Source organism: Mesorhizobium sp. B1-1-7 (genome assembly GCF_006442705.1).
GTDB classification, from domain to species: domain Bacteria; phylum Pseudomonadota; class Alphaproteobacteria; order Rhizobiales; family Rhizobiaceae; genus Mesorhizobium; species Mesorhizobium opportunistum.
In genome coordinates this window covers 320758-337100 of record NZ_VFWQ01000008.1, presented here as the reverse complement: position 1 = coordinate 337100, position 16343 = coordinate 320758, and the positions used below count along the sequence as shown (strand labels likewise).

Below are 16343 nucleotides of genomic sequence, written 5' to 3'. Positions count from 1 at the left end.
GCAGGCGTTGGCCCAGGGCGCCAGCGTCACCGACGTCTTCACCTACACCAATTCCGACAACCATAGCGGCTCCTCGAGCTCCAGCCTGACCGTCACCATCAACGGCACCAACGACGGCCCGGTCGCGGTTGCCGACATCAATTCGGTGAAAGAGGACACCGCGCCCAATCCGGTCAGCGGCAATGTGCTGACCAACGATACCGATGTCGATAGCACCGATACCCACAGCGTCACCGCCGTCAATGGCGTGACCGGCAATGTCGGCACCGATGTCACGGGCACCTACGGCACGCTGCACCTCAACAGCAACGGCACCTATACTTACACGCTCAACAACGGCCTAGCCTCAGTGCAGGCGTTGGCCCAGGGCGCCAGCGTCACCGACGTCTTCACCTACACCAATTCCGACAACCATAGCGGCTCCTCGACCGCCAACCTCACCGTCACGGTGAACGGCACAGACGACGCCAGTGCAACGTTGATTTCCTCAGTCGTGGACGGCAAACAGGGAAACAACGCCACGCCAAGCACCGTGACGATAACGTTCACCTCTGCGGTCACCGCGAATTTTGTGAATCTCTCGGACGTGATGCACGTCTCCGGCTTGGCGAATGTCAGCGTCATCGCGGGGTCGGGAAGCTTCGATGCAGCCCACACTCATTACACGTTCCAAGTTGACAAAGGCGCGGGGAGCAACAACGGATCCAAGTATGACTTGGTCATAGATTCCGGAGCATTCTCGGATACAGCTGGGCATACCAATGCAGCGAAGACAACCCTCAACCTCCAGCCAGCAGGCACCTCCGGCGAGCCCATCAACCTCGCCCTGACCGATCCATCGCATGAAGGTGCGCTCATCACCGTCACGGTGAAGGACGTGCCTTCGGGCTGGACCATCGACGGCGCGACGCATAATGCCGATGGAAGCTGGACGACACAGACCAACGACCTGCACGGGCTGACCGTCACCACACCGGCCAGTTTTACCGGCGCCGCCGTGCTCGACGTCCAGATGACCTGGACCAATGCCGACGGCACCTTGGGCAGTGCGTCGATCGCCGACAATGTCGAGGCCTACGCTCCGGGTTCGCCGATCTTTGCCTGGTCGGGCGACGACGTGCTGACCGGCTCCAGCGGCAACGATCTCTTCGTCTTCTCGCAACCGATCGGCGTCGACATGGTGCACAGTTTCGATGTGGCCGCCGACCAGATCGATCTCATCGGCTACAACGGATTGGCAGACTTTGCCGACCTCCAGACCCATATCGCCGACGATGCCCATGGCAATGCGGTGATAACGCTCGGCGACGGACAGTCGATCACGCTGGACGGCGTGCACTCGAACGCGCTGACGGCAGGCAATTTCGTGTTCGACCAGACACCGGTGGTCAACAACTCCGGCACTATGACGATTGGCGACGGCGCGTTGCTGCCGCTGAGCGGCATTATCGACAACAGCGGTCTCATCTCGCTCGACTCGGCCGGCGGCGATACGCTGCTGCAGGTCATCCAGCATGGCGTGACCCTGCAGGGTGGCGGGCAGATCCTGATGTCCGACAGCGCCGCCAACATCATCTCCGGGACCGGGCCGGACGTCAGCCTGGTCAATGTCGACAACACGATCTCCGGCGCCGGCCAGCTGGGCGGTGGGATGCTCGGCCTCGACAACAGGGGGACCATCATCGCCTCCGGCTCGAACGCGCTGGTCGTCGATACCGGTGGCAGCGTCGTCATCAACTCCGGAACGCTGGAAGCAACGGGTTCGGGCGGCTTGACGGTCGCCGGCGGCGTGGCGAATTCAGGCATGCTCTGGGCCAATGGCGGCGACGTCGTAATCCATGGCCAGGTTACCGGCGACGGCGATGCCACGATCGGCAATCTGTCGAAAATCGAGTTCGGCGCCGCTTCGTCGACGGACGTCACCTTCGGGCACGACGCTGCCGGCACGCTGCAACTCGACGATTCCTTCGATTACAGCGGACGGATCGGCGGCATCACCAATGATGACAAGCTGGATCTTGGGGACATCTTGTTCGGTGCGGGAACGACGGCTGTTTACCAGGCAAACCAGGATGGCAGCGGTGGAACGCTGACCGTTTCGGATGGCACCCACGGCGCCGCGCTGCATCTGGTCGGCAGCTATGATGCGAATGCCTTCAAGCTTGCCGATGATGGCCAGGGCCATACCGTCGTTTCGTACAATCCGGCGGAATTCACACTGACCGGCATCGGCGATGGAGCGATTTCAAGCGACTTCGTGGTGTGAACCAGAAGGGCCGCCCTCAGCGGCGGCCTACCTGGCCTGACAAGTATCGAGTGGGGTTCTGGACGTGGACAACAAGTCTCGAATTGTGAAGGATGCGCTTCGGGCATGCCGTCGCTATTTCCTGGTCGCTGCGGCATTCAGCCTGGCGATCAATCTGCTCTATCTCGCTTCCCCCCTCTACATGCTGCAGATCTACGACCGGGTCGTCACCAGCGGCAGCGAAACCACGCTGGTGATGCTGACCCTGGTGTTGCTGGCGGCTTTTCTTTCGCTGGCCGGCCTCGATCTGGTACGCGCCTGGATCCTGACGCGTGCCAGCGCGCGGCTCGACCGGCTGCTCTCGGCAAGGATCCTTGCCGCGTCGGTCGAAACTCCATCGCCTGGCTCCTCGCCGAGCCAGCCTATCCGCGATTTCGACACGTTCAGGCAGGTCATCACCGGCAGCGGCATCCATGCCCTGTTCGACCTGCCATGGTCACCCATCTACATCGGCATCATTTTCCTGCTGCATCCGTGGCTCGGCTTCTTCGCACTCGGCTGCTCGCTGCTTCTGATCGGAATGGCCGTGCTCAACGAGTATCTCGTGCGTTCGCCGCTGAAGCAGGCCAACGATCTGGCGACGACCAACTATAACTTCACCGAGATGAGCCTCAGGAACGCCGAAGTCGTTCGCGCCATGGGGATGATCGACGGTCTCATCCGCCGGTGGGGGCGCGACCGCAACCTGGCGCTGCGGCGCCAGGCGGAGGCAAGCGACCGTGCCGCCCTGATGTCGGGCCTGATCCGTTTCCTGCGGCTCACCATGCAGTCGCTGATCCTCGGCCTCGGCGCCTATCTGGTCATCGAACGGCAGATTACCGGCGGCACCATGTTCGCGGCAAGTCTCCTGCTCGGCAGGGGGCTACAGCCAGTCGAGCAGATCGTCGGCCTTTGGCGCAGCCTGATCCTGGCGCGGGCGGCACTGGCAAGGGTCGAGAAGCTGGTCGACGGGGGCGCGCGGAACGAAAGATCGTTCAACCTGCCAAAGCCCAGCGGCAAGATTTCGGTCGAGCAGGTCAGCTTTGCAATTGCCAGCCAGCAGAAGGTGCTGCTTCGGGACGTATCGTTCCGGCTGGAAGCAGGCGAGACGCTGGGGATCGTCGGCCCTTCCGGCGCCGGCAAGTCGACCTTGGCACGTCACCTTGCCGGCGTCATGCAACCCAGCCGCGGCACCATCAGGCTGGACGGCGCCGACCTGTCGCAATGGGGGCACGACGCGCTAGGCGACCACATCGGCTACCTGCCGCAGGATATCGAGCTCTTCTCAGATACGGTTGCCGCCAACATCGGCCGCTTCAAGACCAACGTCGACCAGGAGGTGATCGAGGCCGCGCGGCTCGCCGGCGTGCACGAGATGATCATACGCCTTCCGCAGGGCTACGAGACCCAGATCGGCGAAGGCGGCGCCGTGCTTTCGGGAGGATACCGGCAACGGATCGCTCTTGCCCGGGCGGTGTTCGGAACGCCGAACTTGATCATTCTCGACGAGCCGAGCTCCAATCTCGACGCCGATGGCGACCGTGCCCTGAGCGACTGCGCGATTGAGCTGAAGCGCCGCGGCAGCACGGTGATCATCGTCTCGCACCGGCCCTCCACCTTGGCAAATGTCGACAAGATCCTTCTGTTGCGCGATGGCGCCGTCGAGGCTTTCGGCATGAGAAACGAGATCGTGGCGCTGCTCAACCAGCGCGCGGCTCCAATGGCGGTGGCGACGCAATGAGCCGTGTTTGGAGAGAGCGATGAGCGACGCCCTTACCTACCGGAGCCTGCCTGGCGACAGCGGCCTGCCGGCCCCGGATTCGATCCGGGTGCCAGCCTATGTCGGCCTGATGATCATCATTGCCTTCTTCGGCATCTTCGGCGGCTGGGCGGCCTTTGCCCCGCTGAACGGCGCCGTGCTTGCCGATGCCATCGTCAAGGTGGAAGGCAATCGAAAGAGCGTGCAGCACTTCGACGGCGGAACGGTGAAGGAAATCCGCGTCAAGGATGGCGACGTCGTCAGGAAGGGCGACATAATGCTGAAGCTGGACGACACCAGGATCCGGTCCGAATTCAATCTCTATGCCCAGCAATATGCACTGTTGCGCGCTACCGATGCCAGGATTCGGGCCGAACTGGACGGCAGCGAGGCCGTTGCCTTCCCCAAGGACATTCTCAAAGAGCACGAGGACTACCTCAGGGATGCGATGGCAAACCAGATCGCCGACCTGGAAAGCCAGCGGGCCTCGATGGCCGGCGCCAAACAGATCCTCGAGCGGCGGATTGCCGAGCTCGAGGAGCAGATCCAGGGCAAGCAGTCTCGGGTCGAATCCTACCAGGCCCAGCTGCAATCGACGATCGACGAGAAGGCCAGCCTGTCAAAGCTGCTCAAGGCCGGATTGACGACCCGCCCGCGCATCCTGGAACTGGAAAGGTCCGCCTCGGATCTGCAGGGCCTGATCGACGAGAACCTCGGCGCAATCGGCGGCAGCCAGCAGAGCAAAGCCGAACTCGAGAGCCAAATCGCGCAATTGACCAATGAGCGCCGGGCCAAGCTGTCGGCCATGCTGATCGATACGCAATCGAACCTTGCCGACCTCGTGCCCAAGATGTTTGCTGCCCAGGCCGCCATGGATCGGGCCGAAGTGCGTGCGCCCTATGATGGCCAGGTGATGGATCTCAGCGTCTTCTCGATCGGCGCCATCGTTGCCCCGGGCCAGACCATCCTCGACATCGTGCCGACTGAAAACTCGCTGATCGTCCAGGCGCAGATTCGCGTCGAGGACATATCGAACCTGCGACCCGATATGGCGGCCGAAGTTCGTTTCACATCCTACAAGCAGCGCTCGATACCCATAATTCATGGCCGGGTCACCCGCATTTCGGCGGATCGCATTACCGACAGCAAGACGGGGTTTCCCTACTATCTGGCTGACGTGGCGGTCGACCCGGGGGAGTTGGCGGCGGCTCCACAGATTGCGCTCTATCCGGGCATGCCGGCAGCGGTCATGATCGTCACCGAGGAACGCACCGCGCTCGACTACGTACTAGGCCCGTTGGTCGTGTCGTTCCACTCCGCCTTTCGCCAGAAATGACGGATTGAGCAAAGGATCGCGGTGAGCAGAAGACTCCGCTGTCGCTCGCCAGGAAGGGTCTGCCAGACAGTCAGGCGGGCTCGGCCACAACGCCTATCCGGCGATAGATGAGGGCTTCGTCCGCCGCAGTATCTGCCGCGGCGGGCCGCGTTTCGTCGATGAGCATAGCCATGCGAGCGTGGATCGGCGACTTGATGCACGCCGGATCCGTAGCCGCGGCGTCACCGGCAATCGCCATCGCTTGACACCTGCAGCCGCCCCAATCGATCTCGCGCCGCTCGCAGCCTCGGCACGGCTCTTGCATCCATTCGGCGCCGCGGAAGGCATTGAATGCCGGTGAATTGGTCCAGATTTCGACAAGTGCGCGCTCTCCGAAGCGCTCGAAGCTAAGCGAAGGAATCGTCTGTGCGGCATGGCAAGGCAGCACGGTGCCGTCCGGCGCCACCATGAAGGCGTCGCGCGCCCAGCCGCCCATGCATGGCTTGGGATAGATAGCGAAATAGTCCGGCGGGACGAAATCGATGTTGATGACGCCGGCAAGCCGCTCCTGCGCCGCCGTGACGATCTCCGCCTGTCGGTCGACCGCGGCACGTTCGGGCATCAGCACATTGCGATTGGCCAGCGCCCAGCCGGCATACTGCGCGTTGGCGATCTCGAGCGGCTCCGCGTCCAATGAAAGGGCCATATCGATGAATTCCGGCACTTCCTCGATGTTGTGACGATGGATCGGCGCGTTGATTGTGAGCGGCAGGCCGGCCGCGCTGGCGCGGCGTGCCGTCTCCAGCTTCTTTTCATGGCTGCCCCGGTGGTTGCCGATAAGGTCGGTGGTCGCCGGCCGGGCACCCTGAAAGCTCAGCTGCACGTGGTCGAGCCCGGCTTCGGCAAAGGCCTCGATGCGACCTTCGGCAATGCCGATGCCGGCGGTGATGAGATTGGTATAGACACCGCGCGCCGACAGCCCGGCGATCAGTTGCTCGTCCACCAGCAGGGTGCGACGGCAAAAAGGGGATCGAGATCGTTGTCTCAGTCGCTCCCGAGGCGGACTGACAACTAAGATCCACGCTATTGTGAACGCCAAGGGCAAGCGATCTTTTAGCTTTCCTTGTTTGAGCTCGGCCACGCCGGGAGTAATAGTCGCGTCGGAATTGCGAGGAGGAAAGATGACGCTGAACTTCGACCCGAGGGCGAAGGCCGCGACGCTCTACCATGGCGAATTCCGGCCGATGTTCATTGGCGGCAAGTGGGTGGCGGCGCAGTCCGGTCAGGAGATGCAGGCGCTGAATCCGGCGACCGGCGCGGTGCTGGCGACGGTGCCGCGCGGCTCGGCCGCCGATGTCGACGCGGCTGTGGCCGCCGCGCGCATGGCGTTCGAAGGGCCGTGGTCGACATTCTCGCCCTATGAACGGCAGTGCGTGCTTTTGCGCATCGCCGATCTCTTCGAGACGCATTGGGAAGAGCTCAGTGTTTCCGACACGCTCGACATGGGACTGCCGATCACGCGCACGCTCGCCAACCGGCGCCGCGTCATCGGCATGCTGCGCTTCTATGCCGGCATGGCTACCGCGCTGCATGGCGAGGCGATCGACAATTCCATTCCCGGCGAGGTCGTCACTTTCACCCGGCGAGAACCGGTGGGCGTCGTCGGCGCGATCATTCCCTGGAACGCTCCGACCGCCGCGTCGATCTGGAAGATCGCACCAGCGCTCGCCACCGGCTGCACCATCGTGCTGAAACCGTCGGAGGATGCGTCGCTGACGCCGCTGCTGATCGCGCGGCTGATGCAGGAAGCCGGCGTGCCCGACGGCGTCGTCAACATCGTCACCGGCACGGGAGCCGAGGCCGGCGCGCGGCTCGCCGAACATCCCGATGTCAACAAGATCGTCTTCACCGGCTCGACGCTGACCGGCCAGGCGATCGCCCGCGCCGGTGTCGCCAACCTCAAGCGCGTTTCGCTCGAGCTCGGCGGCAAGTCACCGATCATCGTCTGCCGCGACGCCGATATCGACAAGGCTGTCCCGGTCGCGGCGATGGCGGTGTTCGTTCATTCGGGTCAGATCTGCATTGCCGGCTCGCGGCTATTCGTGGCGCGCGAGATCCACGACGAGTTCGTGCGCCGGGTCGCCGAATTTGCCGGCAGGCTGCGCGTCGGCCACGGCATTGAGGCGGAGACGGAGATCGGGCCGCTGATCAACGCAAGGCAGGCCGGCAAGGTCGAGGGCTACATCAAGGCCGGCAGCGACGAGGGCGCCGAACTGGTCGCCGGCGGCTCGCGGCTGACGGGCGCGCTCTTCGATGGCGGCAACTTCATCGCGCCAACCGTCTTCGGTTCGGTATCGGACAACATGACCATCGCGCGGGAAGAGATTTTCGGTCCGGTCATCTCGGCGATGCCTTTCGACACGCTGGATGAGGCCGTCACGCGCGCCAACGCAACGCCTTACGGTCTGGCGGCCGGCATCTTCACCACCCATCTCGGCACCGCGCACAAGCTCGCGCGCCGCGTCAAGGCCGGCTCGGTCTGGGTCAACATGTACCATGCCATCGACCCGGCGGTGCCGTTCGGCGGCATGAAGATGTCGGGCTATGGCCGCGAGGGCGGCGTCGAGCATCTGCATGATTATCTGGAGACAAAGGCGATCTGGATCCAGACGGATTAGAGCAATCCCAGGAAAAGTATGAGCGGTTTTCCGTACGAGCAAATTCACCGTTTCACGGAAACGGCGAACCGCTCTATCCCTTTGTTTTTACGCAATTCCGGACGGAAAACCGTATCACACTTTTCCTGGAATTGCTCTATTGCAGGGTATGTCGAGAAACAGGTGAAGATCACGGCCAGTATTCGGCCTGAAGACACCGGGTCGGCCTGAAGACACCGGGCAGGAAAACTCAACGGAGGCTCACCCAATGGCGTCGACCGTCCGCTGGTCGGCGCCATTGACCCATAATCTTCTCGGCAGCTACGCGACGAAACGGACCACGCCGCCATCCACCCGTAAAGCCGCGCCGGTTGTCGCCGAAGCCTGCTCCGAGCATGCATAGATGATCATGTTGGCCACCTCATCGGTGGTCGCGAAGCGTTGGATGAGGGTGGTTGGGCGCATCGCCTTCAGGAAGCCCTGCTCGGCTTCCTGCTGCGTGATCCCGTTTGCGTCAGCCTGCTTCGCCATGAAGTCGCCCAGGATCTCGGAGCGGGTAGGACCCGGCAAGACGGCGTTGACAGTGACGCCCGTGCCCGCGACCGCCTCGGCAAGCCCGCGCGAGATCGCGAGTTGAGCTGTCTTGGTCATGCCGTAGTCAAGCATTTCCTTGGGGATGTTGACCGCGGACTCGCTACTTACAAACACGACACGGCCCCAGCCTTTCGCCACCATCCGCGGCAGGTAATGACGGGTCACGCGCACGCCACTCATCACGTTCAACTGGAAGAGGCCGAGCCAGTCCTCGTCGGGGATCTTCGCGATGTCCTCGACGCCACTGTAGCCCCGGATATGAGCCGTACCAACGTTGTTCACAAGGATATCGGCGTCCGGCGCCTGCGCGATCAAGGCCTCGGCACCCTCCGCTGTCGCAAGATCGGCGGCGATGCCCGAGATGTCGCTTCCGGGAAAGGCCTGCCGCATCTGCCGCACCGCCTCGTCGACCCGGGTATTCCCACGGCCGTTGACGACGACCGATGCGCCGGCACGGGCCAGCCCCTCCGCCGTCGCGCGGCCGATACCTGCGGTCGATCCGGTGACAATCGCCTTGCGGCCCTTGAGTTCAATATTCATATCATTCATCTCCAATGGTAGGTGGTGATCATCCGCCGATCCAGGCTAGAATTGCCCGTCGCCAGTTGAGTGCCGACAATATTTGGACGAAGGCGGGCCGAGCGCTGTTCGGTCGAAAGCATCGCGGCCCAGGCGACGCGGCGAGGCCTCAGGACAAGCACGTCAATCCGCCTTGTTCGCGACTTCCGCCTCCGCAGCGCGGGCGAGGCTTTCAACCCATTCCTGGTGATATCGGTAGAGTGCACCGGGGTGCTTGCGCCCGAGTTCCTCAAGGAACCAAGGACCCTGCTGCGTTTCTTCGGTCAGCACATGGCAGCCATCGGCTGTAGGAGTGATGACCCAGCCGTGGTACGCGCTCGATCCGGTAGCGTCGCCATCGACTGTTGTCGACCATGCCAGCCTGCGGAAGGGTTCGCACTCCGTCACGACCAGACTCATCGGAAAGCCAACCGTCACCCGGGTGTATCTGGTTTCAAGCGCCAGTTCCGGCTTGCCGCCCAGGATCTTGACCTGATCCTCGGCGGGAAAGTAGCTCGACCAATTCTCGGCATCGACCAGCAGCTTCCAGACCACTTCAGGCGGCGCCTTCACGTCAATGTCGTTGAGCGCGTAGATAGCCGACGTTTTCGGGTCATATCGCTCGGGCCAAATCACGTGGTCATACATCAATCACTGTTCCTTCTTGAACAGGTCCTGGAAGATGAGCTGGCCCCAAGTGCGGCCGCGTGCGTGCACCAGCGCGCCACCCTCGTTGAGCTTTCCCAGCTTGACGGGTGCGAACCCGAGTTGTTTGGCCAAGGCCGCCACGGGAGCGATCGCGTCCTCATCGTCACCAGACAGAAAGACGACCCGGTGCCCGCCCTCGACGATCGGATCGGCAGCCAGGGTGGCCGCAATCAGGTGATTGAACCCTTTGACGAGCTTGGCGCCGGTGAACGCCTTCGCGACGAAGGCGGAGGACGGGAGGCCGTCCAGCTCTTCAGGGACAGGGAACGCGTTCATCGCGTCGATGATTGTCTTGCCTTCCCAGCTCGGCAGGGCCTTCGCGACCTCGCGATGCTCTCCGAACGGGACCGCCAGGATGATCGTGTCGGCCTCGAGTGCATCCCGCAGCGACTTGGCGACGACCGTGGGTCCGATCGCCCGGGCCTGTGCCGCCAACGCCTCGGGCGGACGGCGGCTCGCGACGGCCACCTCGATGTTTTTACGGGCGAAGGCGTGGGCGAGGGCCTGGCCTATCTTCCCAAATCCTACAATCGCATAGCTCATAATACTTCTCCGTTCCGTGTTGATATCGATCCCAGGCCCTCAACGGCGCTGGTTAGTTGAATGGAGTGACCGGCCGTGGCGCGTCAGAGTTGCGCAAGGCCGCCGTCGACGGCGACCTCGCTGGCGGTCATGAAGCTGCTGTCCGACGACGCGAGAAAGGCGGCGACAGCCCCGATTTCCGCTGGATCGGCCATGCGCTGGAGCGGAGTCATCGAGGCGAAGACCTTCTGGCCCTCCTCGCCGAGCGCTTCCTTCGCGAGCTCGGTCGCTGTCGCGCCGGGGGACAGCACGTTGACCCGTATGCCGGTGCCCTTCAGATCCTCCGCCCAGGTCCGGGCGAGGTTGCGCACCGCCGCCTTGCTCGCGCTGTAGACGCTCATTGCCGGGGCGCCCGTGGTGCCGGCGCTCGATCCAGTCAGGATTATCGAACCGCCCTGGCCCATCAGCGGCAGCGCCTTCTGGACAGTGAAAATCGTACCCTTCACATTGGTGTCGAAGGTTTCGTCGATGTGCTCGGCGGTGATCTTGCCGAGCGCAAGCTGGCTTCCCGCCCCGGCATTGGCGAAGATGATGTCGAGGGTTCCGCGCTCGGCCTTCACCGTCGCGTAGAGTCGGTCGAGGTCGGCCTCATCCGAGACCGAGCCCGTCACCGCGCGGGCATTGGGCCCGAGCTCGGCCAGAGCCGCGTCGAGCGTTTCCTGCCGGCGGCCGAAGATGAAGACGAAGGCGCCCTCTTCGATGAAGCGCTTTGCCGCGGCGCGGCCGATGCCGGTAGCGCCACCCGTGATGACTGCAACCTTACCGTTTAGCTTTCCCATGACTTTTCCTTCCAGGCTCTGCCTTTGATCGTTCGGGAAGAACCCCGAGAGCCTGGAAATAGGCCTGCAGGGGTCAGGCTTTGAGTGCGGAAGTGCGCACATCGGTGGTGCAAAATCGATCCGGTCGGACGACCGCCGCCAGTCGCGACGACCGGTGTCCGCCGTTCGGAATTGCGCCGCGCTCGTCGACACAAGCTATGATGACCGCCCACACTGCTGTACGACTGCGTTGGATACGGGCTTTGGAAGGCGCACCGCGCGGTGCGGGATCGCACCATGATCGACTGGGATGACGTTCGCTATTTTCTGGCCGTGGCGCGCGGAGGCTCGGTGCGGGCTGCCGGCGAGCGCCTCGGTGTGAACCACTCGACTGTGCTGCGGCGCGTTGCACAGCTCGAGGAACGCCTCGGGGCGCGGATGTTCGAAAAGCTGCCTTCGGGCTACCGCCTGACGGCTGCGGGCGAGGAGGTGCTCGAGCTCGCGAACCAGATGGAAGCGTCGTCGCACCAGTTGGAGACACGCGTCTTCGGGCGCGATCAGAGCGTGCGCGGGCTGCTGCGGGTGACATTGGCTCCGACCCTCGCGACACACCTGCTCATGCCGGATTTCGCCGAGTTCGCGCGTCTGCATCCGGACATCGAGATGGACGTCTTGTCGTCCGGCGAGCTGGCAAATCTGACCAACCGAGAGGCCGACGTGGCGATCCGCGTCGTCTACGACCGAAAAACCCTGCCGCTCAACCTTCACGGCCTGAAGGGCCCGGAGCTGTTCGGGGCCGTCTACATGTCTCGCGATCGACTAGCCGCATGGCGTGCGGGCGCCTCTGATCCCATCCGGTGGATCGTCATAAGCATTCATGGAATTCCGGATTGGGCCAGCGAGGGTGAGCTTCGCACGACGGGGGTTCCATTCAGGACCACGGACGCCGCAGCGCAGATCGTTGCTGTACGGCAAGGACTCGGGATCACGACACTGCCGTGCTTCGTCGGAGATGCCGACCCCCTCCTGGTGAGGGTGCCGGGCACCGAGCTGCACCTGTACGGAACGCTCTGGCTTCTCACGCAGGGTGAGACACGCAAGACGAAGCGCGTGCGGATCTTCACGGAGTTCGTATCCGGCAGGCTCGCCGCGTACGCTCCGCTTCTCGCGGGGCTGTCCATACCTGAAGCAGACTCTCGCAGGTGACGTTGAGCACCACCATTTGGTGAGCGCGCTCGACGGGGTTCCAGGTCAGTCGACAGCCGATTCAACCTGGAAAGCCATTCAGCCTGGAAGCCCATTCAGCCTGGAAAGCCAACTCAACCTGGAAAGATAGTGAAACCACCATCGACGCGGATGACCTGGCCGTTGATGAAGCGCGCGCGCGGACCGGCAAGAAAAGCCACCGCCTCGGCGATCTCTTCCGGCTCCGCATACCGGTTCAGCGATTTCCTGCTCGAATCCATGCGCTCCGGATCGACCACACGGGTCGCCTGGAACCGTGCCGTCTTGGTGGCGCCGGGACTGACCGCATTGATGCGCACGCCATCGTCGATCAGTTCCTTGGCGAGGCAGCGCGTGTAATGCACGACCGCCGCCTTCAACGTCGAGTAGACGACCTCGGGCGAGCAGCCGAGATGTGCCGCCGCCGACGCGATGTTGACGACGGAGCCGCCGCCGCGCTGCTTCATGGGGGGCACGAAGGCCTGGCAGACCAGCATCGTGCCGATCAGGTTGTTCTCGGTGAGCACACGGATGTCGTCCAGTTCGATGTCGAGGGCGTTGTTCGGGTTCGGCTTGCCGCCTTTGGCGCCGATGTCGCCGCCGGCGCAATTGACCAGCACATGCACGTCGCCGAGATCAGCCTCGATCTTGCGCTTCATCTCGGCCACCGCCTTCTGGTCGCCAATGTTGCCGGTCACCGACGTGACCTTCGTCCCATGCCGCTTCAGGCGCTCGACCACCTCGCCGAGATTGGCGAACTCGCCGTATTTGGCCGGTGCCGTTTCGTCCATGTCATGGATCGCGACATTGGCGCCCAATTCCGCCAGACGTTCGGCCATCACGCGACCGAGGCCACGGCCGGAGCCGGTTACGAAGGCGGTCAATCCATCGAGTTCACGTGCCGTCATCAGATATTCTCCACTTTCATCAAACCAGGTTGCGCATGTTGGCGGCGCTGCGCCGGATCATGTCGAGCTCATAGGAAACCAGGGAACCGTCGTCTTCGCGTTCCCAAGGGGTACGGTAGTCGGCATCGTCGGGTAGCCGATTGCGCTGCGCTGCCCGCAGGCAAGCGGCAAATTCCCGTGCCGTCTTCGGCGGATAGCCGTGCCACCAGTCGTCACTTAGAAAGCGGACATGCCGCGCCTCCAATGCCCCCGGTTCGAGAACGGCGGTCATGCGATCGTGGTGTTGGCCGAGAATTGCGAACATCTCGGCAAACGGCACCGCGCCATCGCCGATGGCGCAACGGATCAGCCGGTAGCCTTCGGTCGTGAACTGCACGCGGTAGTCCTTGAGGTGGACATGGCGGACATAAGGTGCGATCCGCCGCGCAAAATCGAGCGGCGCTTCGCCGACCGGGAATGTGTTGCCTGTGTCGAAGGTGACACCGACGCCTTCGCCGCCGAGCGCGCAGAAATCGACGATTTCCCCGCTGGTGAAGTCCTGGTGGTTTTCGATCGCAAGGGCATGGCCTTCGGCAATCGCGCGGGGACCCCATTCCTTCAATCTGTCTCGAATGATGCCAGCGAACTCGCTCCATTTCTCGCCAGCGGCGTTGCGGTCGCCGCAGAGAACCGGCGTCAGCGCCGTTCGGATGATCTTGGCCCTCAGCAGGCGTGCGGCCCGAAATGCCGCGTCGAGCGGTTCGCCCACCAGCAGGCCGCCGCTAACGATCGGTGTGATCCCAAGGCCGGCGAGCCTTTCGCGCAGCGCGATCACCGCGTCATCGGAAAGCTCCGCCAGCCATGGCACCCAGATCTCCAGCACCCGCGCGCCGAGTTCGGTCGCGAGCGCGATGAAACCTTCCAGCCCCGCCGGCTCGGGATTGGCGCGTGAGGTGCCGCGGGCCTGAAGTCCGAGATGATAGGTCAGGCCATAGGGGTTTAGGCCGACCTCGAGCATGGAGCGATCCTTTGATTCGGGTTTTGCGGTCATCGCAGGCCGGCATCCACGGTAATCGACTGCTTGGTGATCATGCGGCTGTCGTCGGCGGCAAGGAACAGCACCGCGCGCGCGACCTCTGCGCCGAGCAGAACGCGGCGGATCATCTGCCGCTGCACGACCTGGTCGACCGATGCCTGCGTCTTGAACCAAAGCTGCCGTTGCCGGTCGGTGATGACGGCACCCGGCTCGATGGCGTTGACGCGGATGTTGTCGGGGCCAAATGCCCGCGCCAGCGCGAACGTCAACCCGACCACCGCAGCCTTGGCCGTCGCATAGGGCGCCATCTCCGCCGCGCCGAAACGCCAGGCGATCGAGGAAAAATTGACGATCGAACCAAAGCCCAACTCCTTCATGTGCGGATGCACGGCTTGGGCGGCAAAGAAGTGGTGCCTGAGGTTCACGTCCTGGGCGTGGTCCCAGTACTCCTGCGTTACATCGGCGACTGGGTGGCGATTGTCGTCGGCGGCGTTGTTGACCAGCACCGCGACAGATCCGAGGCGGTCGCGCACCGTGTCGATCGCAGCCTGGAGGGCGGGAATATCGGTCACGTCGCAGCGCAAGAATAGTGGCGCGTGCGGTGCCGTGGCGGCGAGTTCCCGCGCGAGCTCCTCGCCGGCCTCCTGCTGCAGATCGAGAAACGCGACGCGTGCGCCATTGGCGGCGAAGGCGCGGACCGTGTCGGCGCCGATGCCCGACGCGCCGCCAGTGATCAGCACGACGCGGTCGGCCAGGCTCGGATAGATGGCAAAGGACAATGCGGAGCTCATTTCAGATCAGGCGTTGGTCAGATCAGGCGTTGGGGTCAGATCAGGCGTTGGGTCGTCGGGTCGAACAAGCAGGCCCGCGCCATGTCGATGCCGAGCGTCACAGTCTCACCCATCCGTGGCGTGCTGTCGGGGTCGAAACGACCGGTGATCTCCTTGCCGCCCAGGCGCAGAACGGCCATGGTCTCCGCACCTGTCGGCTCGACCAGTTCGACCACGGCATCGATTGGCGCGATGCCTGGCTTGCGACGCTGAAGATCGGGATCGAACCGGTAGATGTGCTCCGGGCGGATGCCGAGCACCAGTTGTCGCGGCGTACCGGCGGCAAGCGTCTGGATGATCGACAGGCTGGCCGGCTTGCCTTCGGCGGTCTGCAAGGCAACGGTGGGGCGACCGCCTTCCTGGCTCAGTTCGACCGGCAGGAAGTTCATCGCCGGCGAACCCATGAAGCCCGCGACGAACATGTTGGCCGGTCGGTTGTAGATCGTGGCCGGCTCATCGAATTGCTGGACCTCGCCCTGATGCATCACGGCGATGCGCGAGGCGAGCGTCATCGCCTCGACCTGATCGTGGGTGACATAGACCGTGGTCTTGCCGACGCGGTGATGCAGCTTCTTGATTTCGGTACGCATGTCGACGCGCAGCTTGGCGTCGAGATTGGAGAGCGGCTCGTCGAACAGGAACAGTTTCGGATCACGCACCAGCGCCCGGCCCATCGCGACGCGCTGGCGCTGGCCGCCCGAAAGCTGTCCGGGCTTGCGCCCAAGCAGCGGTTCGATCTGCAGGAAAGCTGCAACCCGCTTGACGGCCTCGTCCTGCTGCGGCTTCGGCACGCGGCGGCTTTCCATGCCGAAGGTGATGTTCTCGCGCACCGTCATCGTCGGGTAAAGCGCGTAGGACTGGAACACCATGGCGATGTCGCGGTCCTTCGGCGCAACCGAATTGACCAGCCGGCCGTCGATGCGGATCTCGCCGGAGGTTACGGTTTCCAGCCCGGCGATCATCGCGAGCAGGGTGGACTTGCCGCATCCGGATGGTCCGACCAGCGCGATGAACTCGCCGTTCTGCGCCTCGAGATCGATGCCCTTCAGCACCTCGACCGCGCCGAAGTTCTTGCGCAGGGATCGGATGGTCAATGTCGACATGCGATGCCCTTCTTGCCGGTCGGAGCGATCGGCGACATGAGACAGGCT

Annotated in this window: 14 protein-coding genes and 1 pseudogene; 6 read left to right on the top strand and 9 right to left on the bottom strand. The window is 63.5% G+C overall.

Features of this window, described 5'->3' with window-relative positions; translation table 11 throughout:
• The 3 genes from FJ978_RS16290 to FJ978_RS16280 all read left to right on the top strand — a co-directional run.
• On the top strand, positions 1-2266 hold a 2266-nt coding region (locus FJ978_RS16290), incomplete at its 5' end, for a VCBS domain-containing protein (protein WP_210241443.1).
• 64 nt (positions 2267-2330) lie between these two features.
• On the top strand, positions 2331-4025 hold the full coding sequence (locus FJ978_RS16285) for a type I secretion system permease/ATPase (protein ID WP_140572923.1): 1695 nt from the start codon (positions 2331-2333) through the stop codon (positions 4023-4025).
• A gap of 19 nt (positions 4026-4044) precedes the next feature.
• On the top strand, positions 4045-5379 hold the full coding sequence (locus FJ978_RS16280; RefSeq protein WP_140572922.1) for an HlyD family type I secretion periplasmic adaptor subunit: 1335 nt from the start codon (positions 4045-4047) through the stop codon (positions 5377-5379).
• 70 nt (positions 5380-5449) lie between these two features.
• Here the strand turns inward: FJ978_RS16280 and pqqE are convergent, their stop codons facing one another.
• The gene (pqqE, locus tag FJ978_RS16275; RefSeq protein ID WP_246678150.1) at positions 5450-6361 is read right to left on the bottom strand and encodes a pyrroloquinoline quinone biosynthesis protein PqqE; all 912 of its coding nucleotides are present in this window, start codon (positions 6359-6361) and stop codon (positions 5450-5452) included.
• Here pqqE and FJ978_RS33225 point away from each other — a divergent pair.
• Both FJ978_RS33225 and FJ978_RS16270 read left to right on the top strand, forming a co-directional pair.
• Positions 6359-6461: pseudogene (locus FJ978_RS33225) on the top strand (IS5/IS1182 family transposase); the annotation flags it as partial. The gene pqqE and the pseudogene FJ978_RS33225 overlap by 3 nt on opposite strands.
• A 78-nt stretch (positions 6462-6539) precedes the next feature.
• Positions 6540-8036: an aldehyde dehydrogenase family protein gene (locus FJ978_RS16270; RefSeq protein WP_140572921.1), complete on the top strand. Its 1497-nt coding sequence runs from the start codon at positions 6540-6542 to the stop codon at positions 8034-8036.
• Positions 8037-8336: 300 nt separating this feature from the next.
• On the opposite strand, the gene FJ978_RS16265 is transcribed toward FJ978_RS16270, so the two are convergent.
• The 4 genes from FJ978_RS16265 to FJ978_RS16250 form a co-directional block, all read right to left on the bottom strand.
• Positions 8337-9149 carry an SDR family oxidoreductase gene (locus tag FJ978_RS16265; RefSeq protein WP_140572920.1) on the bottom strand — a complete coding sequence of 271 codons (813 nt, stop codon included), beginning with the start codon at positions 9147-9149 and terminating at the stop codon, positions 8337-8339.
• Positions 9150-9311: 162 nt separating this feature from the next.
• On the bottom strand, positions 9312-9815 hold the full coding sequence (locus FJ978_RS16260) for an SRPBCC domain-containing protein (protein ID WP_140572919.1): 504 nt from the start codon (positions 9813-9815) through the stop codon (positions 9312-9314).
• Positions 9816-9818: 3 nt separating this feature from the next.
• A complete protein-coding gene (locus tag FJ978_RS16255) occupies positions 9819-10418 on the bottom strand; it encodes an NADPH-dependent F420 reductase (protein WP_140572918.1) in 600 nt (199 codons plus the stop codon).
• Between the two features lie 83 nt (positions 10419-10501).
• Positions 10502-11236, bottom strand: a complete 735-nt coding sequence (locus FJ978_RS16250; protein ID WP_140572917.1) for an SDR family oxidoreductase — start codon at positions 11234-11236, stop codon at positions 10502-10504.
• A gap of 276 nt (positions 11237-11512) precedes the next feature.
• Between FJ978_RS16250 and FJ978_RS16245 the strand changes: the two genes are divergently transcribed.
• Complete coding sequence (locus FJ978_RS16245) at positions 11513-12421, top strand: LysR family transcriptional regulator (protein ID WP_140572916.1); 909 nt, start codon at positions 11513-11515, stop codon at positions 12419-12421.
• Between the two features lie 113 nt (positions 12422-12534).
• Here FJ978_RS16245 and FJ978_RS16240 read toward each other — a convergent pair whose 3' ends face one another.
• The 4 genes from FJ978_RS16240 to ugpC are packed head-to-tail and all read right to left on the bottom strand — an operon-like array spanning position 12535 to position 16295.
• Positions 12535-13347: an SDR family oxidoreductase gene (locus FJ978_RS16240; RefSeq protein ID WP_140572915.1), complete on the bottom strand. Its 813-nt coding sequence runs from the start codon at positions 13345-13347 to the stop codon at positions 12535-12537.
• 19 nt (positions 13348-13366) lie between these two features.
• The gene (locus FJ978_RS16235; protein ID WP_140572914.1) at positions 13367-14344 is read right to left on the bottom strand and encodes a sugar phosphate isomerase/epimerase; all 978 of its coding nucleotides are present in this window, start codon (positions 14342-14344) and stop codon (positions 13367-13369) included.
• A gap of 29 nt (positions 14345-14373) precedes the next feature.
• Positions 14374-15153 carry an SDR family oxidoreductase gene (locus FJ978_RS16230; RefSeq protein ID WP_140572913.1) on the bottom strand — a complete coding sequence of 260 codons (780 nt, stop codon included), beginning with the start codon at positions 15151-15153 and terminating at the stop codon, positions 14374-14376.
• Between the two features lie 35 nt (positions 15154-15188).
• Positions 15189-16295, bottom strand: coding sequence for a sn-glycerol-3-phosphate ABC transporter ATP-binding protein UgpC (ugpC, locus tag FJ978_RS16225; protein ID WP_140572912.1), 1107 nt, complete (start codon positions 16293-16295; stop codon positions 15189-15191).
• Positions 16296-16343 lie beyond the last annotated feature (48 nt).

What these genes read in the sequence shown, in the direction of transcription:
- FJ978_RS16280 (WP_140572922.1), top strand. Translation starts at nt 4,045, where the DNA reads ATGAGCGACGCCCTTACCTACCGGAGCCTGCCTGGCGACAGCGGCCTG.
- FJ978_RS16270 (WP_140572921.1), top strand. Translation starts at nt 6,540, where the DNA reads ATGACGCTGAACTTCGACCCGAGGGCGAAGGCCGCGACGCTCTACCAT.
- FJ978_RS16265 (WP_140572920.1), bottom strand. Translation starts at nt 9,149, where the DNA reads ATGAATATTGAACTCAAGGGCCGCAAGGCGATTGTCACCGGATCGACC.
- FJ978_RS16260 (WP_140572919.1), bottom strand. Translation starts at nt 9,815, where the DNA reads ATGTATGACCACGTGATTTGGCCCGAGCGATATGACCCGAAAACGTCG.
- FJ978_RS16255 (WP_140572918.1), bottom strand. Translation starts at nt 10,418, where the DNA reads ATGAGCTATGCGATTGTAGGATTTGGGAAGATAGGCCAGGCCCTCGCC.
- FJ978_RS16250 (WP_140572917.1), bottom strand. Translation starts at nt 11,236, where the DNA reads ATGGGAAAGCTAAACGGTAAGGTTGCAGTCATCACGGGTGGCGCTACC.
- FJ978_RS16245 (WP_140572916.1), top strand. Translation starts at nt 11,513, where the DNA reads ATGATCGACTGGGATGACGTTCGCTATTTTCTGGCCGTGGCGCGCGGA.
- FJ978_RS16240 (WP_140572915.1), bottom strand. Translation starts at nt 13,347, where the DNA reads ATGACGGCACGTGAACTCGATGGATTGACCGCCTTCGTAACCGGCTCC.
- FJ978_RS16235 (WP_140572914.1), bottom strand. Translation starts at nt 14,344, where the DNA reads ATGCTCGAGGTCGGCCTAAACCCCTATGGCCTGACCTATCATCTCGGA.
- FJ978_RS16230 (WP_140572913.1), bottom strand. Translation starts at nt 15,153, where the DNA reads ATGAGCTCCGCATTGTCCTTTGCCATCTATCCGAGCCTGGCCGACCGC.
- ugpC (WP_140572912.1), bottom strand. Translation starts at nt 16,295, where the DNA reads ATGTCGACATTGACCATCCGATCCCTGCGCAAGAACTTCGGCGCGGTC.